Source organism: Rhodococcus sp. T9N, from assembly GCF_024436645.1.
Lineage (GTDB): Bacteria > Actinomycetota > Actinomycetes > Mycobacteriales > Mycobacteriaceae > Rhodococcus_F > Rhodococcus_F qingshengii.
In genome coordinates this window covers 464899-490754 of sequence record NZ_JAMSKS010000002.1, presented here as the reverse complement: position 1 = coordinate 490754, position 25856 = coordinate 464899, and the positions used below count along the sequence as shown (strand labels likewise).

General features: G+C 62.9%; 25 protein-coding genes. 22 read left to right on the top strand and 3 right to left on the bottom strand.

Translation table 11 applies throughout. The features are described 5' to 3' along the window. Window positions 1-18: 18 nt before the first annotated feature. Complete coding sequence (locus M1L53_RS06060; RefSeq protein ID WP_157092627.1) at window positions 19-1161, top strand: hypothetical protein; 1143 nt, start codon at window positions 19-21, stop codon at window positions 1159-1161. A gap of 27 nt (window positions 1162-1188) precedes the next feature. On the opposite strand, the gene M1L53_RS06055 is transcribed toward M1L53_RS06060, so the two are convergent. Both M1L53_RS06055 and M1L53_RS06050 read right to left on the bottom strand, forming a co-directional pair. After that, a complete protein-coding gene (locus tag M1L53_RS06055; protein ID WP_054187897.1) occupies window positions 1189-2598 on the bottom strand; it encodes an acyl-CoA synthetase in 1410 nt (469 codons plus the stop codon). Between the two features lie 28 nt (window positions 2599-2626). Next, window positions 2627-3967, bottom strand: coding sequence for an SLC13 family permease (locus M1L53_RS06050; RefSeq protein WP_054187898.1), 1341 nt, complete (start codon window positions 3965-3967; stop codon window positions 2627-2629). Window positions 3968-4066: 99 nt separating this feature from the next. Here M1L53_RS06050 and M1L53_RS06045 point away from each other — a divergent pair, with 99 nt between their 5' ends. The 14 genes from M1L53_RS06045 (at window position 4067) to M1L53_RS05980 (ending at window position 16115) form a co-directional block, all read left to right on the top strand. After that, window positions 4067-4714, top strand: coding sequence for a FadR/GntR family transcriptional regulator (locus M1L53_RS06045; RefSeq protein WP_054187899.1), 648 nt, complete (start codon window positions 4067-4069; stop codon window positions 4712-4714). A gap of 267 nt (window positions 4715-4981) precedes the next feature. Then, window positions 4982-7561: an ATP-dependent zinc metalloprotease FtsH gene (gene ftsH, locus M1L53_RS06040; RefSeq protein ID WP_054187900.1), complete on the top strand. Its 2580-nt coding sequence runs from the start codon at window positions 4982-4984 to the stop codon at window positions 7559-7561. Between the two features lie 59 nt (window positions 7562-7620). Beyond that, a complete protein-coding gene (gene folE / locus M1L53_RS06035; protein WP_019746783.1) occupies window positions 7621-8238 on the top strand; it encodes a GTP cyclohydrolase I FolE in 618 nt (205 codons plus the stop codon). Window positions 8239-8243: 5 nt separating this feature from the next. Then, window positions 8244-9104: a dihydropteroate synthase gene (gene folP, locus M1L53_RS06030; RefSeq protein WP_020968349.1), complete on the top strand. Its 861-nt coding sequence runs from the start codon at window positions 8244-8246 to the stop codon at window positions 9102-9104. A 1-nt stretch (window position 9105) separates the two neighbouring features. Beyond that, window positions 9106-9471 carry a dihydroneopterin aldolase gene (gene folB / locus M1L53_RS06025; protein ID WP_003945780.1) on the top strand — a complete coding sequence of 122 codons (366 nt, stop codon included), beginning with the start codon at window positions 9106-9108 and terminating at the stop codon, window positions 9469-9471. Continuing rightward, on the top strand, window positions 9468-9971 hold the full coding sequence (gene folK, locus M1L53_RS06020; RefSeq protein WP_054187901.1) for a 2-amino-4-hydroxy-6-hydroxymethyldihydropteridine diphosphokinase: 504 nt from the start codon (window positions 9468-9470) through the stop codon (window positions 9969-9971). The genes folB and folK overlap by 4 nt, the downstream gene beginning before the upstream one ends. A 17-nt stretch (window positions 9972-9988) precedes the next feature. After that, window positions 9989-10456: a DUF3180 domain-containing protein gene (locus tag M1L53_RS06015; protein WP_153213529.1), complete on the top strand. Its 468-nt coding sequence runs from the start codon at window positions 9989-9991 to the stop codon at window positions 10454-10456. A 68-nt stretch (window positions 10457-10524) separates the two neighbouring features. Further along, window positions 10525-11646 carry a DUF6779 domain-containing protein gene (locus M1L53_RS06010; RefSeq protein ID WP_179090775.1) on the top strand — a complete coding sequence of 374 codons (1122 nt, stop codon included), beginning with the start codon at window positions 10525-10527 and terminating at the stop codon, window positions 11644-11646. Between the two features lie 110 nt (window positions 11647-11756). Next, entirely contained in the window at window positions 11757-12698 is a 942-nt protein-coding gene (locus tag M1L53_RS06005; RefSeq protein WP_003945822.1) for a Rossmann-like and DUF2520 domain-containing protein, read from the top strand. Continuing rightward, window positions 12691-13623, top strand: a complete 933-nt coding sequence (gene panC / locus M1L53_RS06000; RefSeq protein WP_175280118.1) for a pantoate--beta-alanine ligase — start codon at window positions 12691-12693, stop codon at window positions 13621-13623. The genes M1L53_RS06005 and panC overlap by 8 nt, the downstream gene beginning before the upstream one ends. A gap of 27 nt (window positions 13624-13650) precedes the next feature. After that, the gene (panD, locus tag M1L53_RS05995; RefSeq protein ID WP_003945761.1) at window positions 13651-14097 is read left to right on the top strand and encodes an aspartate 1-decarboxylase; all 447 of its coding nucleotides are present in this window, start codon (window positions 13651-13653) and stop codon (window positions 14095-14097) included. 3 nt (window positions 14098-14100) lie between these two features. Continuing rightward, window positions 14101-14916 carry a type III pantothenate kinase gene (locus M1L53_RS05990; protein WP_054187902.1) on the top strand — a complete coding sequence of 272 codons (816 nt, stop codon included), beginning with the start codon at window positions 14101-14103 and terminating at the stop codon, window positions 14914-14916. Window positions 14917-15177: 261 nt separating this feature from the next. After that, a complete protein-coding gene (locus tag M1L53_RS05985) occupies window positions 15178-15696 on the top strand; it encodes a cysteine dioxygenase family protein (RefSeq protein WP_007726989.1) in 519 nt (172 codons plus the stop codon). After that, the gene (locus M1L53_RS05980; protein ID WP_003945445.1) at window positions 15693-16115 is read left to right on the top strand and encodes a rhodanese-like domain-containing protein; all 423 of its coding nucleotides are present in this window, start codon (window positions 15693-15695) and stop codon (window positions 16113-16115) included. The genes M1L53_RS05985 and M1L53_RS05980 overlap by 4 nt, the downstream gene beginning before the upstream one ends. A 21-nt stretch (window positions 16116-16136) precedes the next feature. Here M1L53_RS05980 and M1L53_RS05975 read toward each other — a convergent pair whose 3' ends face one another. Then, window positions 16137-17096, bottom strand: a complete 960-nt coding sequence (locus M1L53_RS05975) for an AraC family transcriptional regulator (RefSeq protein ID WP_050656736.1) — start codon at window positions 17094-17096, stop codon at window positions 16137-16139. 80 nt (window positions 17097-17176) lie between these two features. Here M1L53_RS05975 and M1L53_RS05970 point away from each other — a divergent pair, with 80 nt between their 5' ends. The 7 genes from M1L53_RS05970 to M1L53_RS05940 all read left to right on the top strand — a co-directional run bounded on the left by M1L53_RS05970 (window position 17177) and on the right by M1L53_RS05940 (window position 25798). Beyond that, complete coding sequence (locus tag M1L53_RS05970; RefSeq protein ID WP_050656737.1) at window positions 17177-18010, top strand: NAD(P)H-binding protein; 834 nt, start codon at window positions 17177-17179, stop codon at window positions 18008-18010. Beyond that, entirely contained in the window at window positions 18007-18510 is a 504-nt protein-coding gene (locus M1L53_RS05965; RefSeq protein ID WP_047269656.1) for a DUF1772 domain-containing protein, read from the top strand. Before M1L53_RS05970 ends, M1L53_RS05965 begins: the two co-directional genes overlap by 4 nt. 11 nt (window positions 18511-18521) lie before the next feature. Continuing rightward, the gene (gene lysS, locus M1L53_RS05960; protein WP_054187903.1) at window positions 18522-20033 is read left to right on the top strand and encodes a lysine--tRNA ligase; all 1512 of its coding nucleotides are present in this window, start codon (window positions 18522-18524) and stop codon (window positions 20031-20033) included. 642 nt (window positions 20034-20675) lie between these two features. Continuing rightward, window positions 20676-21014 (top strand): Lsr2 family protein, encoded by a 339-nt coding sequence (locus tag M1L53_RS05955; protein ID WP_198165745.1) that lies wholly within the window; start codon window positions 20676-20678, stop codon window positions 21012-21014. 150 nt (window positions 21015-21164) lie between these two features. Continuing rightward, on the top strand, window positions 21165-22061 hold the full coding sequence (locus M1L53_RS05950) for a triacylglycerol lipase (RefSeq protein ID WP_047269726.1): 897 nt from the start codon (window positions 21165-21167) through the stop codon (window positions 22059-22061). A gap of 38 nt (window positions 22062-22099) precedes the next feature. Then, on the top strand, window positions 22100-22957 hold the full coding sequence (locus M1L53_RS05945) for a triacylglycerol lipase (RefSeq protein WP_054187905.1): 858 nt from the start codon (window positions 22100-22102) through the stop codon (window positions 22955-22957). A 297-nt stretch (window positions 22958-23254) separates the two neighbouring features. Continuing rightward, the gene (locus M1L53_RS05940) at window positions 23255-25798 is read left to right on the top strand and encodes an ATP-dependent Clp protease ATP-binding subunit (RefSeq protein WP_003945604.1); all 2544 of its coding nucleotides are present in this window, start codon (window positions 23255-23257) and stop codon (window positions 25796-25798) included. Window positions 25799-25856: the final 58 nt, after the last annotated feature.

Sequence of the window (25856 nt, the reverse complement as noted above, 5' to 3'; positions counted from 1 at the left end):
TACAGGAGTAGAACGAAAATGAGTGACGTTGGTGGGCAGTGGCGTCCATATCCGCTTTGGGGAGGGCGCGGAGACTGGTGCAACGAGGAAGTAGTCGGTGTTCATGCCTATACCGATGCGATCAGGTCGACTTTGGGTTCCGACTTCGACCCTGGAGGTACATCCGTCCGTAGAACGGTGGAGCTCATCCCGGAACCCGGCAATCCGCATGATCGCTATGCAGTCTCGGTCAGGGCATCGAACTATTTGATCGGCTACTTGGCGCGAGAGCGGGCGATCCTGTTCCACAGTCGCTTGGCGGAGCTGATCAAGCGCGGGTTGGTGCCTACAGTGCCCGCATCGATCCGTGCTTACGACCGCAACTCTTGGGACGACACGCCAGGAACTCCAGTGGAGTTGTCTGTCTCCGTGGAGATTCAGCTCAGTGAACCGCATCTATTGATACCAGGCAACGAACCACCTGAGATCCCGTACACGCTGCTACCGTCTGGCGCCTCTGTCCAGGTCACCAAAGTCGACGACCATTTCGACGTGCTTCGGAATTTTGTAGAGCCGGAGGGCGAGCTGGAATTGCTCGTCACTTTGCATGAATTAGACGTGAGCACTGCGAGGACGGAAAAGAAGGTGGTCGAGGTCCGTGTCGACGGCCATCGCATCGGGCAGCTGACTCCGCAGACAAGTGCGAAGTTCTTGCCTGCGGTTCGTCATCTCGGAGGCCGAGGGCTCGTCACTGTCGGGAGGGGGTGGTTTCGAGGTTCATCCGTCTCTGCGCAGGTGTCTTTGATGGCGGCGAAGGCGCATGAGCTACCCGAAGACTTCTTGACCGGTGAGCCTTGGACCGTAATCGCCTTGAACCGGCCGAGCCGAATACCAGTCGACGAGGGCAGATCGGTGTGCGCCGAGCCGATTCCCACGTTCGCAATCGATATGGTGACCACCCGTCCACTGACGCCGTGGCAGCAGAAGGAAGCAACCAAGATGCTTATCGCTGCTTCCACTGCGGTTGCCTCGCGAGGCCTACCGGTTGTCGAGCCGCAGGTGAGTTCTGATTCGATCAAAGCAATTGTGTTGGAAAGCCATTCGGCGGATATCTTGGCTGCCCTGGCAGGTATCGAGGACTCGGACTTCGCATTAGCGGTCAAGTACCGGTCGCTCCAATAATTTTGGATCGACCGTTGACCCAACCGCCTAGGTCGTCAGCAGTTTCTTCTGCACCTTCCCCATAGCGTTGCGGGGCAAGCTGTCGACCAGACAAACCTGGCGTGGGCGCTTGTGGATCGACAGCGATTCGGCGACGAAGTCCGAAACCACCGCGCAGTCGGCTACATCTCCGACGATGAAGGCGACTATGCGCTGGCCGAGATCGTCGTCCGGCACACCGACGACGGCGGCCTCGCGAACACCGGGGTATGCCAGAAGTGCCTGTTCCACCTCGCCGGCACCGATGCGGTATCCACCGGACTTGATCATGTCGACCGACTCGCGACCTACGATGCGGTGGAATCCGCTGTCGTCGATCACCGCGACGTCGCCGGTGCGGAACCAGCCGTCTTCGGTCATGGATTCCGCTGTCTTCGAGGGGTTCCCGAGGTACTCGTCGAAGAGAACGGCGCCCGCAACTTCCAGTTGCCCAAGCTGCTCTCCGTCGTGCGCCGACAATTCGCCGTTCTCGCCGCGCAACCTCGTCCTGACTCCCGGAACGGCGTGCCCGACCCAACCCGGGCGACGTTCGCCGTCGTGCGTCGTGCTGACGGTGATGAGGGTTTCACTCATTCCGTAGCGCTCGACGGGAGCCAACCCGGTCAGCGATTTCATCCGCTCGAACAATGGAACCGGAAGTGGTGCACTTCCGGACACGAGCAAGCGCGCGGATCGCAATGCTGCTGCCGCCGAGGGCTCACCGCACACGCGTGACCAGACGGTCGGAACACCGAAGTACAACGAGCCACCCGCTGCGGCATACGAATCCGGAGTTGGTCTGAAGGTATGAATCAGCGGCGAACCCACGCGCAAGGCGCCCAACACGCCGAGAATCAACCCGTGGACGTGGAAGAGGGGCAGTCCGTGGACGAGTGTGTCCTCTGGCGTCCAATTCCACACATGAGCGAGCGCGTCGAGATCCGCAGCGATCGATGCTCGCGAGAGGACAACGCCTTTCGGAGCTCCGGTGGTTCCTGAGGTGTACATGATCAGTGCGGTAGCTGCCGCGCTCGGTTCGGGATAGGACGTCGCAGATCGCGCGTGAATATCGATGGGAATCAACGGGATACTCGAATCCGACGGTCCGTCTCCGAGTATCAGTTCGGCCTGGGAATCGGCGATGATGTGCTGACGTTCGAGCGGGCCGGAGTCCGGCGGGATCGGGACCACGGCAACACCGGCGATCAGTGCGCCGGCGACGGCGACCACTGTCTCGAGGCCGGCTGCGGCTTGTACTGCCACTCGCTGTGCACCGTGGATTCGATCGGCGACCGCGGTGGCGGCGGCAAACAAGTCGGCGCGAGAGAGGGTTGCGCCTTCGCCGAAACTGACCGCCGCTCCGTGATCGTCGAAGATGCGGGGGTCGAGGGAGCGCAGAAGTGTGGATTCGCTGTTCATCGCGAGTTCCCTTTCTTTGAGCGAAGATTCAGACGGACCAGGGAACAACGAACAGCAGCCAGGCGAGGATCGGCGTCACCACCATGATGGTCATGCCCCACCGCATCGTCAGCCCGAACACCACGTCGCGTTCTTCCGGAGCGGCGTTCGCGACCACCAGCGCGCCGTTGGTCGAGAACGGACTGCAATCGACCAGAGACGAGGAGATTGCCAGCGCGATGACCAGACCGGTTGCATTGACCTGACCGGTCATGAGGAATGGAATTGCCAAAGGGATGAGTGCGCCGAGGATTCCCGTGGTGGATGCAAACGCCGACACGATCGCGCCGATCAGGCAGATCAAGAAGGCTGCGAGAAGTGGAATCCCCACGTGTGCAACAGAATCCCCGAGCCACTGGACGGTGTTCTGGTTCTGCAGAAGAGCGACGTACGTGACGATTCCGCCGATGAGGAGCACGGTGCCCCAGCTGATCTTGTCGACGGCGCCGCGGGCGGAAGCCGGGAAGATCAGGGTGAGAAGTACCGCGACAGTCAGTGCGGTGAAGCCGACGTCAAGGTCGAAGACCAAGGCGCCGAGTGCAAGCGACGCCAGTCCGAGCAGGGTGAGTCGCCGCTCGAGGTTGAGTGCTCCCTCGTGCGGAGCGGTCCCACCCGAGGACTTGCCGCCACTCTTCGAGTTGTCGCCGGAACCCGAGCCGGTGATGGTGTCGCTCCCGCCAGACGCATTGCCGACTGCGTTGACGAGCACGCGTTCGGAGGCGCCGCGCGCAATCAACGCGCGTCCGCCGAACGAGACGTACGCGATGGCAGCAACAACGGCCGCGGCCGCGAAGGTCGAGACGAACAGCAAGGCCGGGCTCGACGGGAGGCCGTTCTGACGCATGACGTCGTTGGTGATCACACCGAAGATTCCGATAGGGGAGAAGCTGCCCGCCGTTGCGCCCTGGACGACCATGAAGCCCATCAGCATGGGGTGGATCCGGTAGCGGGTGGCGAAGCCCATTGCCACGGGCGCGATGATGGCGACGGCAGCGGGACTGACCGCGCCCATGGCGGTGACGGCCGCGCACACCGCGAACATCGCCCACGGCACGAGGGCCACTCGTCCTCTGACCGCGCGGACTGCCGCGTGAATGATCCAGTCGACCGTGCCGTTGTTTCTGGCCAGCGCGAACAGGTAGGTGACGCCGACCAGGATGACGAAGAGGCTGGCCGGGAAGCCGTCGAGGATCTCGCTGGTATCGACGGTGAAGACCAGTGTTCCGACGACGAAGGCAGCCACCAGGGCGAGCGCACCCATGTTCACCGACCTCACGGTGGATATGACGAACACCAGGACAAGTACTGACAGGGCTATGACATTTGCCATCGAACTCTCAATCCGTTCGCGACCAGCTTGTGGTCTGCATCACTTGGAATTGGCCTAGCCTCTCTGCCACTGCTCCATTTGTCAAGTACACTCCGAGGCATGAATTCGACGTCATCGCCCGGCTCGCGCTCGGGCCTGCCCGGACGATTGAAGCGTCCGCGCCTGTACGAGCAGTTGGCCGAGCACATTTCGAATTTCATCGAGGCTCAAGGTCTTTCGCCCGGCGATCGGCTTCCTCCCGAACGCAGCCTGGCTGCCGAACTCGGCGTGAGTCGCGCGTCGCTGGCTCAAGCGCTCGTGGCCCTCGAGATTCGGGGCAGAGTCGAAATTCAGCACGGTAACGGAGCGGTGATTCGCGAAGCTCCCACGCCCGACGCGGGTAGGTCTGCGGATTCGGGAGTGCGGTTGCAAGACCGAACCGTCGACGAACTGACTGCCGCCAGGGAAGCGATCATGGCCGGCCTGGCTCGGGCGGCGGCGTCGAATCCCAACGCTGCGCTTCGGGTCGCGATGTTGACCGACGACGGGACCGCGAGAAACTTCGCCGAGACATGGCGCTGCGTCAGGCACCTGGCTGGTGGCGGCTTATTGGCTGATCTCGACGACACCATCGCCAAGCAGGCGGACGTGCCCGAGTCCTCGGCGCGACTGTCTGCGCGACTCGATCATCTCGCTCACCGCATCATCGACGGTGACCAATCGGGCGCCGCTGACGCTGTTGCGGGAATCCTCTCCGACACGGCCTGACGAATAACGGCGGACAAGCGTCGGAAAAACGCACGATAACCACTATGAGCATGTTCGCTCACAGGAAACTGTGCTGCGACGTAGCCCGGGAACCTGATCGGCAATGCGCACGTTGAACACAGTGACGACCGTTCCAACCAAGCGGCACGGCCGCTGGCGGGCATCGATGGGGCCGATCGCGGTAACCTGCAGGTGTCCGGTTGGCAGCCGGAAGGCGACCTGGCAGACCCGCACTCTCGAAAGGACCGGCCACATCGGCCGACCTGTATGAACCGTAAGACTGTGTTCCGTAACGTGCTACTCGTAGCCGTCGTGCTGTTGGTGATCTATGCCTTCAGCTACTTCAGCAACGACACCCGCGACTTCAAGACCGTCGACACCTCGGTCGCGATCTCCCAACTCGACGCCAAGAACGTTGAGTCGGCGCAGATCGACGACCGTGAGCAGCAGGTTCGTCTGTGGCTCAAGAACGGCAACGACGCCACCGACGGTAAGACGCAGATCCTGGCGAAGTACCCCGCGAGTGCGTCGGAGCAGATCTTCGACAAGGTCGAAGGCGCCGGTGCGGACAAGTTCAACACGACGGTCACTCAGGAGAGCTGGCTGACGTCGATCCTTCTGTTCGTGCTGCCGATGATCATTCTGTTCGGCATCTTCTTCTTCGTCATGAACCGGATGCAGGGCGGCGGTGGTCGCGGCGGAGTCATGGGATTCGGTAAGTCGAAGGCCAAGCAGCTCACCAAGGACATGCCGAAAACCACGTTCGCCGACGTCGCCGGTGCGGACGAGGCTGTCGAAGAGCTGTACGAGATCAAGGACTTCCTGCAGAACCCGGCTCGCTACCAGGCGCTCGGCGCCAAGATTCCGCGCGGTGTGCTGCTGTACGGCCCTCCCGGAACCGGTAAGACGCTGCTCGCTCGCGCTGTCGCAGGCGAAGCCGGCGTCCCGTTCTTCACCATCTCCGGTTCTGACTTCGTCGAGATGTTCGTCGGTGTCGGTGCTTCGCGTGTTCGCGACATGTTCGAGCAGGCCAAGCAGAACAGCCCCTGCATCATCTTCGTCGACGAGATCGACGCCGTCGGTCGTCAGCGCGGCGCAGGCCTGGGCGGCGGACACGACGAGCGCGAGCAGACACTCAACCAGTTGCTCGTCGAGATGGACGGCTTCGGTGATCGCACCGGCATCATCTTGATCGCCGCAACCAACCGCCCCGACATCCTCGACCCCGCACTGCTGCGTCCGGGACGCTTCGATCGCCAGATTCCGGTCGGCGCCCCCGACCTCGCCGGTCGCCGCGCGATCCTGCGCGTGCACTCGCAGGGCAAGCCGATCGATCCCAACGCCGACCTCGAAGGTCTCGCCAAGCGGACCGTCGGAATGTCGGGTGCCGATCTCGCCAACGTCATCAACGAGGCTGCGCTGCTCACCGCACGCGAAAACGGAACCGTCATCACCGAAGCCTCGCTCGAGGAATCGGTGGATCGTGTTGTCGGTGGACCGCGGCGTAAGAGTCGCATCATCAGCGAGCACGAGAAGAAGATCACGGCGTACCACGAGGGCGGTCACACGCTGGCTGCTTGGGCAATGCCTGACATCGAGCCGGTCTACAAGGTCACGATCCTCGCTCGCGGTCGCACGGGTGGCCACGCGATGACCGTGCCAGAGGACGACAAGGGTTTGATGACGCGTTCGGAGATGATCGCTCGTCTCGTCATGGCAATGGGTGGACGCGCCGCCGAGGAGTTGGTGTTCCACGAGCCCACCACCGGAGCGTCGTCCGATATCGACATGGCGACCAAGATCGCCCGCGCGATGGTCACCGAATACGGCATGAGTGCCAAGCTCGGCGCGGTTCGCTACGGACAGGAGGGCGGGGATCCGTTCCTCGGCCGTTCGATGGGCGTTCAGTCCGACTACTCACACGAGATCGCCCGTGAAATCGACGAAGAGGTGCGCAACCTCATCGAGGCAGCGCACACCGAAGCGTGGGCAATCCTCAACGAGTACCGCGATGCGCTCGACCTCATCGCTACCGAACTGCTCGAGCGTGAGACGTTGACTCGCAAGGACCTCGAGAAGATCCTTGCCGGCGTCGAAAAGCGTCCGCGCATCACGGCTTTCAACGATTTCGGTGGGCGCACGCCTTCGGATCGTCCGCCGGTGAAGACTCCTCGCGAACTCGCGATCGAGCGCGGCGAAACCTGGCCGGAGCCCGCTGCCGCACCTGTTCTCGTCAAGGCAGGTGCACCCAACAGCGGTGCCCCCAACAGCGGTGCCCCCAACGGTGGTCTCCCCAACAACGGTGGTCTCCCCAACAACGGCAACCAGGGACCCTCGAACGGCTACGCACAGCCTTCGTACCCGCAGCCGAGTGCTCCGCAGCAGACTCCGCAACCGGGGACACCCGACTACGGAGCGCCCGCCGGATGGTCGGCACCGGGTTGGCCTCCGCGTGAGAACCCGTCGCCGACGTACCCCGGACAGCAGTCGGGTGGGTACACCGGTGGACAGAATCCGACCCCGCCGAACCAGTCGCAGGGCCAGTACGGTCAGCCCCAACACGGTCAGCCCCAGCCCGATCAGGGGCAGTACGGCCAGCCGCACCCGGGACAGCAGGCGTACCCGGAGCAGCCGCACCCCGGCCGTCGTTACCCCGCGCAGCCCGACTACCCGGTGCAGTATCCGGACAGTGGACCCTTCGCCGATCCGAACCGGGGAAACCCGTCGGGTGAAAACCAGTGGCAGAGCCCCGCACCGGAACAGCCGCAAACTCCTCCTCCGCATCATTCGGCTGAGGACGAGGGACCGAGCACCGTTCGCTGGGACGGACCGGACGGATCTCGCTGACCTGGCGCCACTAGGCTCTGCGGCGGGGGACCTGTGAACAATTCTCGAGGAGAGTTCGGTTGTCGGTGAATGATGTGGCCAGTGAACTGGTGTCGCTCGGAACGGGCCGCCCGTTCGATCAGGCGCGGGCAGAGGCTGCCGTACGGGAATTGTTGATCGCGGTCGGGGAAGATCCGGAGCGCCCAGGCCTGCTCGATACGCCGGCCCGGGTTGCGCGCTCGTACAAGGAGATCTTCGCGGGTTTGTACTCCGAGCCCGACGACGCGTTGAACACGACTTTCGACGAGGGTCACCAGGAGTTGGTGCTCGTGCGAGACATTCCGATGTTCTCGACGTGCGAGCACCACCTGGTGTCCTTCCACGGTGTTGCTCACGTTGGCTACATCCCGGGAAAGTCGGGCAAGGTCACCGGTTTGTCGAAGCTTGCGCGCGTCGTCGACCTGTACGCCAAGCGTCCGCAGGTTCAAGAACGCCTGACCAGTCAGATCGCGGACGCATTGATGCGCAAGCTCGACCCGCGTGGAGCCATCGTCGTCATCGAAGCCGAGCATCTGTGCATGGCGATGCGCGGTATCCGCAAGCCCGGAGCCAGCACGACCACGTCTGCGGTTCGTGGGCTCCTGCAATCCAGCGCGGCCTCACGGTCCGAAGCGCTGGACCTCATCCTGCGTAAGTGAGCAAGATGTCCGCGGCTCCCGTTGCAGGCAGCGATCCGGCCCGGATGGTCGTGATGGGGATTCTGAACGTCACCGCCGATTCGTTTTCCGACGGTGGTCAATTTCTCGATCGTGACGCGGCGATCGCTCGCGGACTCGAACTGCAACGCATCGGCGTCGACATCGTCGACGTCGGCGGCGAGTCGACGCGCCCCGGAGCCACCCGTGTCGATCCGAAACTCGAGGCGGACCGAATTGCCCCGGTGATCGAAGAACTCGTGGCAGCCGGAATTCGCGTCAGCGTCGACACGATGCGTGCTTCCGTTGCCGCCGCCGCGATCGAAGCGGGCGCAGGCATCGTCAACGACGTATCGGGTGGTCGCGCAGACCCCGACATGGCCTCCGTTGTGGCCGACGCCGGAGTGCCCTGGATCCTCATGCATTGGCGCTCGGCCGGTGACTACGTCCATCGTGGCAGCGCCGATCACTACGACGACGTGGTCCGCGACGTCCGTGACGAACTGCTGTCGCAGGTCGATCTGGCGTTGAAGGCAGGGGTCGATTCGTCGTCGATCATCCTCGATCCCGGCCTCGGGTTCGCTAAGAACGCCGACCACAACTGGGCACTGTTGCGCGCACTACCCGAGTTCAACGCGACCGGATTCCCGGTACTGGTCGGCGCTTCCCGAAAGCGGTTCCTGGGGTCTCTGCTCAGCGATCCCGACGGCAATCCGCGTCCACCTGGTGGCCGCGAGACTGCGACGGCCGTGGTCTCCGCCCTTGCAGCGCGCGAAGGCGCCTGGGGAGTTCGGGTGCACGACGCACAAGCTTCGCTCGACGCCATTGCCGTGGTCGACGCCTGGAACCGTGGACGAGAAAGGGCCTGACATGGGGGACCGAATCGAATTGCGCGGACTGAAGGTTCGCGGCAATCACGGAGTGTTCGACCACGAGAAGCGTGACGGTCAGGACTTCTTCATCGACATCACCGTATGGATGGACTTGGCTCCCGCCGCGGCGTCGGACGACCTGACGCAGACCCTGCACTACGGCGAGTTGGCGGAAGCCGCCGCAGCGATAGTCGCCGGCCCGTCGCGCGATCTCATCGAGACCGTCGCCGCGGAGATCGCCGACGACGTCATGAAAGATTCGCGAGTCGAGAGCGTCGAGGTTGTTGTCCACAAACCGTCGGCACCGATTCCGCTGGTTTTTGCGGACGTTGCCGTCGTCGCACATCGGACCCGATCGGCATGACGCGCGCTGTTCTGTCGATCGGTTCCAACATCGGCGACAGCGTGGCTCACCTGCAGTCCGTTGTCGACGGGTTGGGCAGCGCCGTCGTTGCTGTCTCACCGGTCTACTCGACCGCGCCGTGGGGTGGCGTCGAGCAGCAGGATTTCTACAACGCGGTGGTGGTGGTCGACGATCCCGAAGCCGATGCCGCTGAATGGCTTCGCCGCTCGCAAGCTCTCGAGGAAGCCGCAGACCGGGTGCGCGAACAGCGGTGGGGGCCACGGAGCCTGGACGTGGACGTAGTCGACTGCGAAGGCGTCGTCAGTTCCGATCCCGTGCTCACACTTCCGCATCCGCGCGCGCGTCTTCGGGCATTCGTTCTCGTTCCTTGGCTGGACGTCGAGCCTGACGCGACGCTGATCGTCGACGGCCAGAAGTTGCCGGTGGCACAAATTCTCGACGGCCTCGATCGCACTGAGCGCGAAGGTGTCCGCACTACCGATGTGGTGCTTGCGCGGTGACCGAAAACGACAAGGGTTTGAAGCCGACCCGGATCAGTGAACTCGCGGTACTCGCCGCAGTGGCGGCCGTGGCCACCTGGATTCTGATTCGCGTGTTCTACGGTTCGATGCCGCCCATCCCTGTTTATGCGGGAGCGTCGCTGTACTTCGTGGCCGTTGCCGAGGCCGTCTTCGCTTTTGTCATTCGTTCACGCGTCAAGAACCGGCAGGTCGGCGACGGACTCAGACAGCTTCATCCGATCACCGCCGCCCGAGCGCTGGCATTGGCCAAAGCATCCGCTTTGGTCGGTTCAGCTACCGTCGGTGTCTGGGTCGGAGTGCTGGTGTATCTCATCCCACAGCGTTCAGTTCTGCAGGCTGCAGCCTCCGACACGCCGGGCGCGTGGGTGGGGTTGGGCGCCGCAATTGCGCTGGTAGCGGCAGCTCTGTGGCTCGAACATTGTTGCAAGACGCCGGAAGATACACCTGACGAGCCTGCGCACTGACAGCCTGGTCGGCAAATCACCCACCGAGGTACGTGGCGACCCCGGTCTCGGCAAGTACCCTGGCAACCATGACAAATTCTGGTCGATCGAAGTCTGCGCGCCGAAGCAAGCGCAGCGCGAGCCAGATGATCATTGCTGCTCTTCTGGCACTTGCTGTCATTGCTTCGCTGTTTCTGATTTTCAGTAACAGCGTTCAGCTTCTTCGGGTGGGTCTGGTCGTCGCTCTGTGGGCAGCCACCCTCGGCGCTATCGCCATGACCAAGTATCGGCGTGAGTCGGCACTGGACAAAGCCAAGGTTGCCGATCTGCAGACCGTGTACGAACTGCAGCTCGAACGTGAAATTTCTGCTCGACGCGAGTACGAACTGAGCGTCGAAGGTCGCGTGCGACGTGAGGTGACCGCGGACGCGGAGGAACTGGCCGGCCTGCGCGCCGAATTGGTGGCGCTGCGCCGAAACCTCGAAGCACTGTTCGAAGGTGGGCTGCTGCCCGAACAGACCGCGCTCAAGACCGATTCGACGCGAGTGCCGGAACTTGGCGGTAGTTCGTACGGCGCGTACCAGCCGGCACCGTCGGGGTTGTACGTTCCCGGCGCCGGCCAGAGCGGGCCCAGCCAACCGGCACCGAACGTCGGCGGCTTGGCTTCGCCCAACGACGATCCGGTGACTGCTGAGACAACCGTCGTGTTCGCGGAGACGTCGTGGCGTGACAGCAGCTTCGTGGCGCCGCGCGTCATCCCGACCCAGAAGTCTCGAGAGACGCAGAAGCCACAAGAGACGCAGAAGCCCCAGAGCGGGAACCAAGCACCGAGTTCTCCGGTGAGTTCCTCGCCGACACGAACGGTGAAAGACGTTTCGGTGAAGAAGGATTCGGAGCCGGTCGCGCCGGTCGAGCCTGAAGTCAAGGCTCCCGCCCAGGCCCCGAACATCGAAGATGCCGTCATCGAAGACGCTGTCGTCGAAGAGGTGCCCGAGGTTGTTCCCGCGGTTGTTCCCGAAGCTGTCGCGGAAGCTGAACCCGAATCCGCTGCGGAGCCTGACGCGGAGCCGCGACGTCGTCGCCGTGCTGCTCCGGAAGATGCCGCCAGTGGTGCTCATTCCAACGGATTGACCGTCGCCGAAATCATGGCGAATCTGAGTTCGAACAACCCGTCCGAAGGCTCCGGTCGACGCCGTCGCCGAGAGGACTGAGTCGCAGATCACTCGCCCGGCCATGGCATGACGGTTCGGGCGAAGGATATCCTCGGACGCAGAACGTCTGGTACCCGCCGAGCGGGACTGGAACGAACGAGAGGAATCCGGTGACTTCCTTCGGGATCACTAATGGACCTGCACCTGCGCGATTGACGGTAGGAATTGTCTCCGCAGGCCGGGTCGGAACAGCTGTCGGTGCCGCATTGGAGCGAGCCGGTCATGTTGTCAGCGCTTGCTCCGCCGTCTCCAGCGCCTCGGTCGCCCGCGCTGTGAAGCGGCTTCCCGATACCGAAATTCTTCCGGCTGCCGACGTCGCAGCTCGTTCCGAGTTGCTGATTCTCGCCGTTCCTGACGATCAGCTTGCGGATCTTGTTCGAGGTCTGGCGGCCACCCATGCCGTCAAGCCCGGCACGCTCGTCGCCCATACGTCCGGTGCCAACGGGATCGCGATCCTGACTCCACTCACCGAACTGGGCGCACTGCCCCTGGCTATCCATCCGGCGATGACGTTCACCGGTCACGACGAGGACACCGCACGGCTGTCGTCGGCCTGCTTCGGAATCACCGCTGCCGACGACATCGGTTACGCGATCGCGCAGTCACTGGTCCTCGAGATCGGCGGCGAGCCCGTCCGAGTGCGCGAGGAGAACCGCGCGCTCTACCACGCCGCACTGGCTCACGGCAGTAATCACCTGGTCACGCTCGTGGTCGACGCCGTCGAGGCCCTGCGAGCGTCGTTGCAAGGTGACGAGCTGCTCGGTCAGCAGTTGGTCGACGGCGATCCGGGTGGAGTGGCCGAGCGAGTCCTGCAGCCGCTGCTGTCGGCGGCCTTGGACAACGCGCTACGACGCGGTCCCTCGGCGTTGACCGGCCCGGTGGCACGCGGCGACGCTGCTGCTGTCGACACACATTTGCGCGTACTGACAGACCTGGATCCGGAGCTCGCTGCCGGCTATCGGGCGATGTCCTTGCGATCGGCCCAGCGGGTGGGCGCCCCCACCGAATTGTTCGACATCTTGACTGAAACGGGAGGTGACCGTCGTGAGTGATCTGCAGGGCGGATACAAGCGCGGCGAACTGACGGTGCACCACGATCCGGACAAGCTTCGGCGCGTCTCGCGGGCACTGCGAGGTGTCGGGCGTCAGGTGGCGCTCGTTCCGACGATGGGTGCGCTGCATGCCGGCCACATCGAACTGGTTCGTCAGGCCAAGGTCACCGGCGCCGTCGTGATCGTTTCCATCTTCGTGAACCCGCTCCAGTTCGGTGCCGGCGAAGATCTGGACGCGTACCCGCGCACTCTCGATGCGGATCTCGACCTGTTGCGCGCCGAGGGCGTCGAATTGGTGTTCGCGCCGAGCGCCAAGACGATGTACCCGCGGGGCCAGCGCACCACCGTCGTGCCGGGCCCGTTGGGTAGCGAACTCGAAGGCGGAGCGCGCCCCACTCACTTCGCGGGAATGCTGACGGTGGTGGCGAAGTTGCTGCAGATCGCGGCACCCAATCACGCGTACTTCGGTGAGAAGGACTACCAGCAGCTGACGCTCATCCGTCAGATGGTGTGGGATCTCAACTTCGATGTACAGATCATCGGAGTTCCGACGGTTCGCGAGTTCGACGGTCTCGCGTTGTCCTCTCGCAATCGCTACCTCGACGAGAACCAGCGCGCGGCAGCGGTCGCGCTGTCCGCCGCTCTGATCGCCGGTGCACACGCGGCGGCTGGGGGAGCGGAAGCAATCCTGGAAACCGCACGCGCTGTTCTGGCAGCTGTTCCGGAAATCGAGGTCGACTACCTCGAGGTTCGGGGCGTCGATCTGGGCCCCGCACCCGAGCGAGGTGACGGCCGACTGTTGGTGGCCGCCAAGCTCGGAACCACCCGTTTGATCGACAACGTCGGTGTCGCGGTGGGAACCGGCTTCCTCGAGCGTGACACCGACCCATCCGCCGACGCCATCGACGACCTGCTGTCTCACTGAGCACTTTTCACGAGTAAGGACCTGGATATGTTTCGCACGATGATGAAGTCGAAGATCCACCGCGCCACCGTGACTCACGCCGACCTGCATTACGTCGGCTCCGTCACCGTCGACCAGGATCTGATGGACGCCGCAGACCTCCTCGAAGGCGAACAGGTGTGCATCGTCGACATCGACAACGGTGCGCGTCTCGAGACGTACGTCATTGCCGGCGAGCGCGGAACCGGTGTCATCGGAATCAACGGTGCGGCAGCGCATCTGGTCAAGCCAGGCGACCTGGTCATCCTCATCGCCTACGGCGTGATGAACGAGCAGGAAGTCAAGGAGTACTCCCCGCGCGTCGTCTTCGTCGATGCCGACAACAAGCAGATCGAACTCGGTTCCGACCCGGCTCACGCGCCGGAGGGTTCGGGTCTGATCACCCCACGCATGCTGTCGACGCTCGAGGCCTCGCGCGAATCCAGCCTGGTGTAATCCATGCTGCTCACGGTCGACGTCCGGAACACCAACATCGTTCTCGGTCTGTTCTCCGGGACTGGTGAGTATTCGAAGCTGTTGCAGGACTGGCGAATGCGAACCGATCCTCGGATGACTGCCGACGAGTTGGCGTTGACCTTCCGTGGGCTGTTGGGTTCTCATGTCGATCAGATCACCGGCGTTGCGGCGCTGTCGACAGTGCCGTCCGTCTTGCGTGAAATCCGTGTGATGCTCGAGCGGTACTGGGGGCACGTTCCCCATGTGGTGGTCGAACCGGGTATTCGCACCGGTGTGCCACTGCTGGTGGACAACCCCAAAGAGGTGGGAGCCGACCGGATCGTCAACAGCCTTGCCGCTCACCATCTTTACGAGGGGCCGTGCATTGTCGTGGACTTCGGTACGTCGACCTGTGTCGACGTCGTTTCCGCCAAGGGTGAGTTTCTGGGCGGCTGCATCGCGCCCGGACTCGAGATCTCGACCGATGCCTTGGCGTCGCAGTCCGCTGCGCTGCGCAAGGTCGAATTGGTGCGCCCGCGTTCGGTGGTCGGCAAGAATACCGTCGAATGCATGCAGTCCGGTGCGGTATTCGGCTTTGCAGGCCTCGTCGACGGATTGGTCAACCGCGTCCGCGACGAACTATCGGAGTTCGGTGGTGACGACGTCTCCGTGATCGCGACCGGGGACAGCGCACCGCTGATCATTCCCGAATCCGACACCATCGATCACCTCGAACGGGACCTCACCCTCGAGGGGCTGAGGTTGGTCTTCGAGCGCAATCAGGCGCGTCGTGGATCCGGTCGACGACCCGTCGCCTGATCGATGGTTTCGTTCCAGCGGTTTCGCGATTGCAAAAGTTATGCCACAATGGTGCTCGTGAATCGCTGCATGGGTGCTCAGGAGTGTTGTCGAGGCTGACCGCTGCCTTGACCAATTCACATTCCTTGGAGCTAGCTCGTGCTATCCACATATTCTGCAGATCTCTCTGTTTTGGCCCCGACTCTTACTGCTGACCGTGCTGTTTCCGCAGGTCGTAGCGCTAACCGTGGGGCGTCCGGACGTCGCCCGAGTGGTGCGTCGTTGCCTACCCGCCTTCGCCCGGCCGATCTGCTGCGTCTGACCGACGAGGGAGCAAACGGCGTGCTCGACGGCCGTTTCGATCACCTCATCCCCGACACCTTCCCGACGCTCGACCGCTGGTCCACCCGCTTGCACGCGGACGACGACGTCGATGTGTGGCTCATCAGTTGGGTGCCCGAACGCAACACCGAATTGCACGACCACGCAGGCTCGTTCGGTGCCTTGACCGTCCTCAGTGGTTCGCTCACCGAATTCCGTTGGGCCGGTGACGCCCTGGTGGAACGCCAGCTCGACGCCGGCGATCAGGCTTCGTTCCCGCTCGGATGGGTTCACGATGTCGTGCGTTCGACGGATGCTCCCGGTGCTCCGATCGAAATCAGCTCTGATGCACCGACTCTGAGCGTTCACGCCTACTCGCCGCCGCTGACGGCAATGTCCTTCTACGAAGTGACGGATCACCGGACACTTCGCCGCACCCGTACCGAGCTGACCGACCTGCCCGAGGGGGGCACCAAATGACCATCGACCAAATGCTCGACGACGCTCGCGCACAGATCGATCGTATGTACGTCTTCCAGCTCACCGAAGCCTTCCACCGCGGCGCGATCTTCGTCGACATTCGCCCGCAGGCGCAGCGCGCCATCGAGGGAACTCTTCCCGGTGCACTCGCGATCGAGCGGAACGTGCTCGAATGGCGCCTCGACCCCACCAGCAGCGCACACCTCGCGTTGGCCACCGACCACGACGTCGAGTGGGTGATCGTCTGCTCCGAGGGCTACACCTCGAGCCTGGCCGCAGCGTCGTTGCAGCAGTTGGGTCTGCACAAGGCCACCGATCTCGTGGGCGGGTACCAGGCGATCAAGGCCGCCGGCCTGCTCGGTGCGCTGAGCGGAGTTCGTCATTGCTCCCGCGAGTTGGCGGCGGTTTCGGCTCATTGAGGTATTTGCTGTGCGCCTTTATTAACCGCGGGCGGTTAATAAAGGCGCACAGCGGGTCTGGCGGTACATCTTCGGACTCATTCCGTGATGACGGGTGAACGCGGTTGTGAGGGCGAAGGGGCTCGAGTAACCCACTTCTCGCGCGATCGACGACACCGTTCGTGCCGGGTCTGCGAGCAGATCTGCCGCCACGGACAGTCGCCACTCGGTCAGATAGCCGACAGGTCCGAGCCCCATGAGGCTGGTGAACCGGCGCGCGAAGGCCGCTCGCGAGCTGCCGGACTCCTGGGCCAGGCTCGCGACCGTCCAGGGGTGTTCCGGCCGATTGTGTATGAGCCGCAAGGCATGCCCGATGACGGGATCCTCGTAGGCCTTGATCCATCGCGGTGATCGATTCGGGTTCTCGGCGAACCAGGTCCGGGCCGCTGAGATCAGGACCAGGTCCAGGAGCCTGTCCAACAACACTTCCTGTCCGGGCCCGTCGGCGGCGATCTGTTGTTCCAGAAGGTTTGTCATCGGCGCGGTTTCGATGCTGCGTCGCACTACCGCGACGGGTGTCAGGCTGTCGAGGATCTGACGGCTGACATAGGAGTCCAAACGGTATGTGCCCGTGAGCATGACGGTCTGACCACTGGTCGAGTTGCCCCAGGTGCGAACGCCGAGAACCGACATGTCCTCGAGTGGTGTGCCGTCGACCGCAGCGCAATTCTGTGCTTCGTCGATCAGTACGTGGACTGGTGTGTCCGGGTGATCGGCGACCGTATACGGATCGGGGCCGCGCAACAGTGCAACGTCGCCGGCCTCGAGATCTTCTGTCTGTCCGGTGTCGGAGACGACGACCGCGCTGCCTCGAACCAGAACCAGCACGGTGATCGGTGCGTGGTCCTCGATACGTAATGACCACGGTGGATCGAGCAGCGAGCGCAGTAGAAAAGCGCCCTCCGCCCGCGATCCGGCCAGCATCATCGACAATGCATCCATGCTTCGACCGTAGACGCTGGCGTATGTTTTTGTGACCTTCGGCTATGGATCGTATTGACGCTCCGCGGTCGAATGAGTGCATGACGACAACAAGCGACATTCAATCGGCAGTAGTGATCGGTGGTACCGGCAAGACCGGTGCGCGCGTTGCGCAGAGGCTGACGGCGGTGGGAATCCGTACCCGAATCGCATCGAGAACATCCGGGGCGCGTTTCGACTGGAACGATCAGACGACGTGGCAGCCAGCAGTGTCCGGCGTCGACGTGGCATATGTGACGTATGCGCCAGATCTGGCTGTTCCGGAATCGAGCACCCACATCGAGGAGTTCGCGGAGCTTGCGTACCGCGAAGGGGTTCGTCGCATGGTGCTCCTGTCCGGGCGCGGTGAACCGGCGGCGCAGAAAGCCGAGCAGGTTCTCGCCGACAGCGGTCTGGAATGGGCTGTGGTGCGGGCCAGTTGGTTTGCCCAGAACTTCAGTGAGGGGTACCTACTCGATCCGATTCGGGAAGGCCACCTGGCACTTCCGGTCGGTGAGGTGGGGGAGCCGTTCATCGACGTCGACGATCTCGCCGACGTGGCGGTGGCCGCATTGACTCGAACCGACCTCCTCGGCCGAGTTCTCGAGGTGACAGGTCCGGAGTTGCTCACTTTCGCGGCGGCGGTGGATGCGATTTCGACGGCGTCGGGTCGTCTCGTGACATTCGAAAGAATTGGACTCAAACAGTTTTCCGACGGCATGGCGGAGGTCGGCGTCCCGAGTGACGTCGTGGAGTTACTCAGGTACCTGTTTGCCGAGGTTCTCGACGGACGAAATCAAAGTGTGACCGGCGTCGTCGAAGAGGTCCTGGAACGACCCGCTCGAGATTTCACCACTTTTGCCGCCGAGGCTGCTCGAACGGGGGTCTGGTCGTGAAGAAATCCGAGATTTTCTTGGAGCTGCTGCTCGGGGTGACTGCCCTCGGCGCGCTCGTCGCCGGTGGTGCGTTGTTTGCCTTCTCGTCCTTCGTGATGCCCGCTCTGCGGTCGGTCGATGCACATACCGCGATCACGTCGATGCAGGCGATCAACGTCGAAGCGCCGCGTAGTGCGTTGATGCTGCCGCTGGTCGGATCGGCGCTCACCGCGATCGCCGCTGGAATCTGGGCAGCGATCTCCAGACCGGACGGCTGGGTCCTTGCTGTCGTCGGTTGCGTCGGGGTGCTCGCGTCCTTCGCGGTGACCGCGATCTACCACGTCCCTCGCAACGACGCGTTTGCCTCGGTCAGCACTATCGACGCGGCCGCATGGGCGTCGTACGAGGCGGGTTGGACTATGTGGAATCACGTTCGGGTCGGGCTGTACCTGCTGTCGGGAATCGTGCTCGCGGTGGCCGCGGTGCTACCAGCAACAAACGCGGTGGACACGGCCCAGTAGTCTTGTACCCCGTGAGTGATGTAGAAGCCCAGCCAGTCGACGACACCCCCGAGCAGCTCCGTATCCGGCGCGAGAAGCGTGAACGGATCCTCGCGCAGGGGCAGGAGGCGTACCCGGTTTCGGTCGATCGCACCCACACGCTCGCGCAGATCCGCGCGGAGTACCCGGAACTCGAGCCGGACACGGCGACTGGCGTGCTGGTCGGCGTCGTCGGCCGCGTCATCTTCATGCGCAACACCGGCAAGCTGTGCTTCGCGACTCTGCAGGAAGGCGACGGTACCCAGCTGCAGGCCATGATCAGCCTCGCCGGCGTCGGCGAAGAGGCACTGGCTGCCTGGAAGTCCGACGTCGACCTCGGCGACTTCGTCTTCATCCACGGTGAGGTCATCAGCTCCCGTCGCGGCGAGCTCAGCGTGATGGCCGATGCCTGGCAGATCGCATCCAAGTCGCTGCGCCCCCTGCCGGTCGCTCACAAGGAGATGAGCGAAGAGTCCCGGGTGCGTCAGCGCTACGCGGATCTGATCGTTCGCCCCGAGGCTCGCGACAACGCCCGCAAGCGCGTCGCTGTTGTCCGTGCGCTGCGCAATGCACTCGAGAGCCGCGGCTTCCTCGAGGTCGAGACGCCGATGCTGCAGACGCTGCACGGCGGCGCGGCAGCTCGCCCGTTCGTCACGCACTCGAACGCCCTCGATATCGACCTGTACCTGCGTATCGCGCCGGAACTGTTCCTCAAGCGTTGCGTCGTCGGCGGTATCGAGAAGGTCTTCGAGATCAACCGCAACTTCCGCAACGAGGGCGTCGACTCCACTCACTCGCCCGAGTTCGCGATGCTCGAGACGTACGAGGCCTACGGCACGTACGACGATTCCGCGAAGATGATTCGTGAACTCGTCCAGGAAGTTGCGCAGGAAGCATTTGGCACGCAGGTCCTCACCCTCGCCGACGGTTCCGAGTACGACGTCAGTGGCGAGTGGCAGGTTCTCGAGATGTACCCGTCGCTGTCGGCTGCCATCGGCACCGAGGTCACGCCGGATACAACGGTCGACGAGCTTCTCGCTCTGACGGAGAAGGTCGGCCTCGAGGTTCCCAAGGACAAGGGCTACGGCCACGGCAAGCTCGTCGAGGAGCTGTGGGAACACCAGTGCGGCGATCAGCTGTACGTGCCGACGTTCGTCCGTGACTTCCCGGTCGAGACGTCGCCCCTGACCCGTGATCACCGCAGCAAGAAGGGTGTCACCGAGAAGTGGGACCTGTACATCCGCGGATTCGAGTTGGCGACAGGCTACTCCGAACTTGTCGACCCGGTCATCCAGCGTGAGCGCTTTGTCGACCAGGCGCGCCTCGCGTCGGCAGGCGACGACGAAGCGATGGTGCTGGACGAGGAGTTCCTCGCCGCGATGGAACAGGGCATGCCGCCGACCACCGGCACCGGCATGGGAATCGATCGACTGCTGATGGCTTTGACTGGTCTCGGTATTCGCGAGACGATCCTCTTCCCGATCGTTCGTCCGTCCGCTCGCTAGCTTTACTTCGATCAAGGTTCGGCCGCACATGTTGCGGCCGAACCTTTTTCAGTTGGGGCGCTCCCAAGGTATTCGATAGTTCCCAACGACATTCGCCTGCGGCAAAGGATTCATCCATGCGCGGTCGCCCGAGTTTCGGACTCTCGAATTGTTGCGATGATTTGGTCGATCGTGCCCTGGTTGAGTGCGTCAGGTAGTCCCTGATCCGACTGGACAAGGAAGACCATGACCTCGGCTGTGGAGTATCCGGGTGTGGTGACGACATCGAATTGTGCTGAGGGCGGATAGCATTCGTTGTCCGCCGGGATATTTGTGACGGTTGCGGCGTGCCGGATCGCCGGGCGTCCGGAGATGGTGAAATTCGTGGGTCCGCCGTAAGCGATACTGGCGAGAGTGCCGTTCTTGGAGGCGAAGATTGCGCTCGGTAGAGGTCTTTTCTCGAGCCGTCGTCTGTCATGATTCCCCCGTCTGGATGCATCCCCCGATGCGTCGCGAGGAGTGTATCGGCACTGTCCTTGTCGCAAGACAAGTCGACCGGCATACCCGGCGGCGAGAAGTCCCAATCATCCTGACGAGCCAAGACAGGACGTTTGTCCAGGTGCTATTGTCGCTGCTTATCGAAGGATCTGGGGAGGAATGGTCGTGGTGAAAAAGGTTGTTGTCACGATGGTTGACGATCTGGACAAAAAATCGCCCGCGGACGAAACTGTGGAGTTTTCCGTCGACGGAGTTGCTTACGAAATCGATCTCACCGCCGCCCACGCCGCGGAACTGCGCGATGCACTGAAAAAGTGGATTCCTCATGCGAGAAAGTCGAATTCCGCCAAATCAGTCAACGGAGCGGTGACCAAATCCCGTCCCGTCGCGGACCGCGATCAGAGTGCCGCCATCCGCGAATGGGCCAAGGGTGCCGGCTTCGAGATTTCGGCCCGCGGTCGTATTTCCACCAAGGTGCGCCGAGCCTACGAAAAGGCCGTCTGAAATGGATCGCGAATGGATTCGGGCGCATTTTGCCGAAACGGATTGATAACGCGTTCTAGTTTGTTAGCGTCTGCACGGTTCGCATCTCTCGTAGAGGAGTCGGTCGTGCACAGAAACAGGTTGTTCGGGGGCGTGGTTCTTGCCGCTCTGATGCTCGTCGGGTTCACCTCCGTGGCTTCGGCTCAGGCCCCGTTGCCCGTGCCCAATGCCTTCCTTGCCGGTGTTCCTCAGGAGTTGGGAAATCCTGGCGGTTCAGCTCCTGGATCCAATGACTTTTCGTGTAAACCGACTGCCGAACATCCCAATCCGGTTGTGCTCGTTCACGGAACGGGTGGAAACAGGCAGACCAACTGGGCCACCTATGCGCCGTTGCTCGCCAACGAGGGCTACTGCGTCTTCGCGCTGACATACGGCAACTTCCCCGAGCAGCCGTGGCCGTTGTCGGCCATCGGTGGAATGCAGGAAATTCCTTCCAGCGCAGCGCAATTGTCGAATTTTGTCGATCAAGTACTTGATGCCACGGGTGCTACATCGGTAGATCTGATCGGACATTCCCAGGGCACCATCATCAACGGGTACTACGCGAAGTTCCTCGGTGGTGCCGACAAAGTGGACAACATCGTCTCGGTGGCGTCGCTGTGGAAGGGAACGCTCGGAAACGAGCAGGCAAGTGTCGGCCGCAGCCTTCGCGAACTCGGGGTATCCGAGGCAGCGCAGGCCGGATTCCCGATCTGCAAGGCATGTCTGAACATGGGGGCAGGCTCGGAGTTCATCGAAAATCTCCGTGCGGGAGGCGTTTACGCGCCGGGTGTTCACTATACGAACATCACGACCCGCTACGACGAACTGGTGCTGCCGTATACAAATGGGCTGGAGCCTGGGCCGAACGCCACCAACATCGTCGTCCAGGACGGTTGTGAGCAAGACATCTCCGATCACCTGGCAATCGCGGCATCGCTGCGCGCCGCGACTTTTGCTCTCAATGCACTCGACCCCGCGCATCAGCGGCCGGTACCGTGCAACTCGGTATTGCCCGTCGTGGGTTGATCACTATGCGGAGGCCTTCGGTGGGGATTCGAACATGCGTGGGCGCTCTCGCTGTGGCGGGAGCCGTGGCCGCGTCCGCGCCGTCTCTTGCGTCAGCGAACGAACCTCTTCCCGTTCCGTCCGGTTTCCTCAGTGGAATCGCCCTCGAAGCGACCAACCCGGGCGGATCGGCCCCTGGCACCAACGACTTCTCGTGCACGCCTTCCGCTGCTCATCCTGATCCAGTCGTCCTGGTGCACGGGACGGCGGCCAACCGTCAGACCAATTGGGGCGTACTCGCACCCGTACTGGCCAACGAGGGATACTGCGTTTTTGCGCTCACCTTCGGGAATCGAACGGACCAGCCGTGGCCGATTTCCGCAGCCGGCGGTCTCGCACCACTCGGAGACAGCGCAGGGCAGCTGTCGGACTTCGTCGACGACGTTCTCTCTGCGACGGGTGCCTCGAAGGTCGACCTGATCGGGCACTCCCAGGGGACGACGGTCAGTGCCTACTACGCCAAGTTCCTCGGCGGTGACACGCACGTTTCCAAGATCGTCTCCATCGCTCCGTTGTGGGACGGCTCGGAGGTCGGCCCGCCGGAAGGCGTCGGGGGACCGGATTTCGACAACGCCAGCTTCGTCACCGAACTGCGCGACGCGGGCGTCTACTCCGATGACGTCGAGTACACCAACATCGTGACTCGATTCGATCAAGTGGTCGTTCCGTACAGCAGCGGAATACTGGCCGCGTCGAACGCGTCGAACATAGTTGTTCAGGACGGTTGCGAGCAGGACCTGTCGGATCACATCGCGCTGGTGGCGTCGCAGCGAACGGCGACTCTGACGCTCAACGCGCTGGATCCGTCGAATCCGCGTGAGGTGCCGTGCGCTCGGGTACTCCCGATATTCGGCTGATCAGGCGTCGAAAATCGCTGTTCGCTTCAGGCGTACAGGAACCGGGAAACGATTCCCTCAGCTGCGACGTTGTGAACGGTAAGCAGTCCGGCTTCCGCCGCCAATCGGGTGGAGGAGCAGCAGGTGGACTTCGCGCCCTCTAGAGTAATAAGTGGGGTCGTGCAACCTTTGTCGATTCGTGGACGTCAGTCCGCTGACCGGCGAGGCGATCAGTCTGTAGTGCCGGAGCGAAACGCGGCGACCAGGGACGAGACATCCGGTCTCGAACCTGCCCGCCGGAGAGTGTGAGGGAGAGCGATGTTCGAGAGGTTCACCGATCGCGCGCGGCGCGTTGTTGTCCTGGCTCAAGAAGAAGCCAGGATGCTCAACCACAACTACATCGGCACGGAGCACATCCTTCTCGGCCTCATTCACGAGGGCGAAGGTGTCGCAGCCAAGTCGTTGGAGTCGTTGGGTATCTCCCTCGAGGGAGTCCGCAGCCAGGTCGAGGAGATCATCGGCCAGGGCCAGCAGGCTCCGTCCGGTCACATCCCCTTCACACCGCGCGCCAAGAAAGTCCTCGAGCTGAGTCTGCGCGAAGCGCTGCAGCTCGGACACAACTACATCGGTACGGAGCACATCCTGCTCGGTCTCATCCGTGAGGGTGAGGGCGTAGCAGCCCAGGTTCTGGTCAAGCTCGGTGCCGATCTCAACCGCGTCCGCCAGCAGGTCATCCAGCTGCTGTCGGGCTACCAGGGCAAAGAGCCCACCGAAACCGGTGGCACCCGCGGAGAGGCCGGCACGCCGTCCACCTCGCTCGTGCTCGACCAGTTCGGTCGCAACCTGACGCAAGCTGCCCTCGAAGGCAAGCTGGACCCGGTCATCGGCCGCTCGAAGGAAATCGAGCGTGTCATGCAGGTTCTCTCGCGTCGTACCAAGAACAACCCGGTTCTCATCGGTGAACCCGGTGTCGGTAAGACCGCTGTGGTCGAGGGCCTGGCTCAGGCAATCGTCAACGGTGAGGTCCCCGAGACCCTCAAGGACAAGCAGCTGTACACGCTCGACCTCGGGTCGCTCGTGGCCGGCAGCCGTTACCGCGGTGACTTCGAAGAGCGCCTGAAGAAGGTTCTCAAGGAGATCAACACCCGCGGCGACATCATCCTGTTCATCGACGAGCTGCACACCCTCGTGGGTGCGGGCGCGGCCGAAGGCGCTATCGACGCGGCCTCCATCCTCAAGCCCAAGCTTGCTCGCGGTGAGCTGCAGACCATCGGTGCCACCACGCTCGACGAGTACCGCAAGTACATCGAGAAGGATGCTGCTCTCGAGCGTCGTTTCCAGCCCGTTCAGGTGGGCGAGCCGACCGTCGAGCACACCATCGAGATCCTCAAGGGTCTTCGTGACCGCTACGAGGCTCACCACCGTGTCTCCATCACGGACGGTGCTCTCGTGGCAGCGGCGACGCTGGCCGACCGCTACATCAACGACCGTTTCTTGCCGGACAAGGCGATCGACCTCATCGACGAGGCGGGCGCGCGAATGCGCATCCGTCGGATGACTGCACCGCCGGACCTGCGCGAATTCGACGATCGCATCGCCGACGCGCGTCGCGAGAAGGAGTCCGCGATCGACGCGCAGGACTTCGAGAAGGCTGCGAACCTGCGTGACAAGGAGAAGACCCTCGTTGCTCAGCGCGCTGAGCGTGAGAAGCAGTGGCGTGCGGGCGACCTGGACGTCATTGCCGAGGTCGACGACGAGCAGATCGCCGAGGTTCTGGGCAACTGGACCGGTATCCCCGTCTTCAAGCTCACCGAGGAGGAGACCACTCGTCTGCTCCGCATGGAAGAGGAACTGCACAAGCGGATCATCGGCCAGGAAGAGGCGGTCAAGTCCGTCTCGAAGGCGATCCGTCGTACGCGTGCAGGTCTGAAGGATCCCAAGCGTCCCTCGGGCTCGTTCATCTTCGCCGGCCCGTCCGGTGTCGGTAAGACGGAGCTCGCGAAGTCGCTCGCCAACTTCCTGTTCGGCGACGACGACGCCTTGATCCAGATCGACATGGGCGAGTTCCACGACCGCTTCACCGCTTCGCGTCTGTTCGGTGCCCCTCCCGGGTACGTCGGATACGAAGAGGGCGGCCAGCTCACCGAGAAGGTGCGCCGCAAGCCGTTCAGCGTCGTGCTGTTCGACGAGATCGAGAAGGCACACCAGGAGATCTACAACACCCTCCTGCAGGTGCTCGAGGACGGCCGTCTCACCGACGGTCAGGGACGTACCGTCGACTTCAAGAACACGGTGCTGATCTTCACGTCCAACCTCGGTACGTCTGACATCTCCAAGGCAGTCGGCCTGGGCTTCAGCTCAGGAACGGGCACGGAGTCGAACTACGAGCGCATGAAGCTCAAGGTTCACGACGAGCTGAAGAAGCACTTCCGTCCCGAGTTCTTGAACCGTATCGACGACATCGTCGTCTTCCATCAGCTCACGAACGAGCAGATCGTTCAGATGGTCGACCTGATGCTCGCTCGCGTCGAGGCGGCACTCAAGAACAAGGACATGGCCATGGAGGTCACCGACAAGGCCAAGTCGCTTCTGGCCAAGCGCGGATTCGATCCCGTACTGGGTGCACGACCGCTGCGTCGCACCATCCAGCGCGAGATCGAGGACCAGATGTCCGAGAAGATCCTCTTCGGAGAGATCGGACCCGGCCACATCGTGCTCGTCGACGTCGAGAACTGGGACGGCGAAGGCTCGGGCGAGGACGCGAAGTTCACGTTCACGCCTACCAAGAAGCCGATCGACGTGCCGGACGCACCGCCGATCGAGCTGACCAAGGCCGGCGAAAGCGAAAGCGCAGCAGAGTAGTACAGCAGAGTAGGTAACGAACGGGCGGCACCTCACCGGTGCCGCCCGTTTCGTGTAT

Bases quoted from the DNA above. Each gene is read 5' to 3' on its own strand.
- M1L53_RS06050 (WP_054187898.1), bottom strand. From the start codon at position 3,967: ATGGCAAATGTCATAGCCCTGTCAGTACTTGTCCTGGTGTTCGTCATA.
- ftsH (WP_054187900.1), top strand. From the start codon at position 4,982: ATGAACCGTAAGACTGTGTTCCGTAACGTGCTACTCGTAGCCGTCGTG.
- panD (WP_003945761.1), top strand. From the start codon at position 13,651: ATGTTTCGCACGATGATGAAGTCGAAGATCCACCGCGCCACCGTGACT.
- M1L53_RS06010 (WP_179090775.1), top strand. From the start codon at position 10,525: ATGACAAATTCTGGTCGATCGAAGTCTGCGCGCCGAAGCAAGCGCAGC.
- M1L53_RS05990 (WP_054187902.1), top strand. From the start codon at position 14,101: ATGCTGCTCACGGTCGACGTCCGGAACACCAACATCGTTCTCGGTCTG.
- M1L53_RS05980 (WP_003945445.1), top strand. From the start codon at position 15,693: ATGACCATCGACCAAATGCTCGACGACGCTCGCGCACAGATCGATCGT.
- M1L53_RS05950 (WP_047269726.1), top strand. From the start codon at position 21,165: ATGCTCGTCGGGTTCACCTCCGTGGCTTCGGCTCAGGCCCCGTTGCCC.
- M1L53_RS06060 (WP_157092627.1), top strand. From the start codon at position 19: ATGAGTGACGTTGGTGGGCAGTGGCGTCCATATCCGCTTTGGGGAGGG.
- M1L53_RS06045 (WP_054187899.1), top strand. From the start codon at position 4,067: ATGAATTCGACGTCATCGCCCGGCTCGCGCTCGGGCCTGCCCGGACGA.
- folK (WP_054187901.1), top strand. From the start codon at position 9,468: ATGACGCGCGCTGTTCTGTCGATCGGTTCCAACATCGGCGACAGCGTG.
- folB (WP_003945780.1), top strand. From the start codon at position 9,106: ATGGGGGACCGAATCGAATTGCGCGGACTGAAGGTTCGCGGCAATCAC.
- folP (WP_020968349.1), top strand. From the start codon at position 8,244: ATGTCCGCGGCTCCCGTTGCAGGCAGCGATCCGGCCCGGATGGTCGTG.
- M1L53_RS05975 (WP_050656736.1), bottom strand. From the start codon at position 17,096: ATGGATGCATTGTCGATGATGCTGGCCGGATCGCGGGCGGAGGGCGCT.
- M1L53_RS05940 (WP_003945604.1), top strand. From the start codon at position 23,255: ATGTTCGAGAGGTTCACCGATCGCGCGCGGCGCGTTGTTGTCCTGGCT.
- M1L53_RS05970 (WP_050656737.1), top strand. From the start codon at position 17,177: ATGACGACAACAAGCGACATTCAATCGGCAGTAGTGATCGGTGGTACC.
- M1L53_RS06055 (WP_054187897.1), bottom strand. From the start codon at position 2,598: ATGAACAGCGAATCCACACTTCTGCGCTCCCTCGACCCCCGCATCTTC.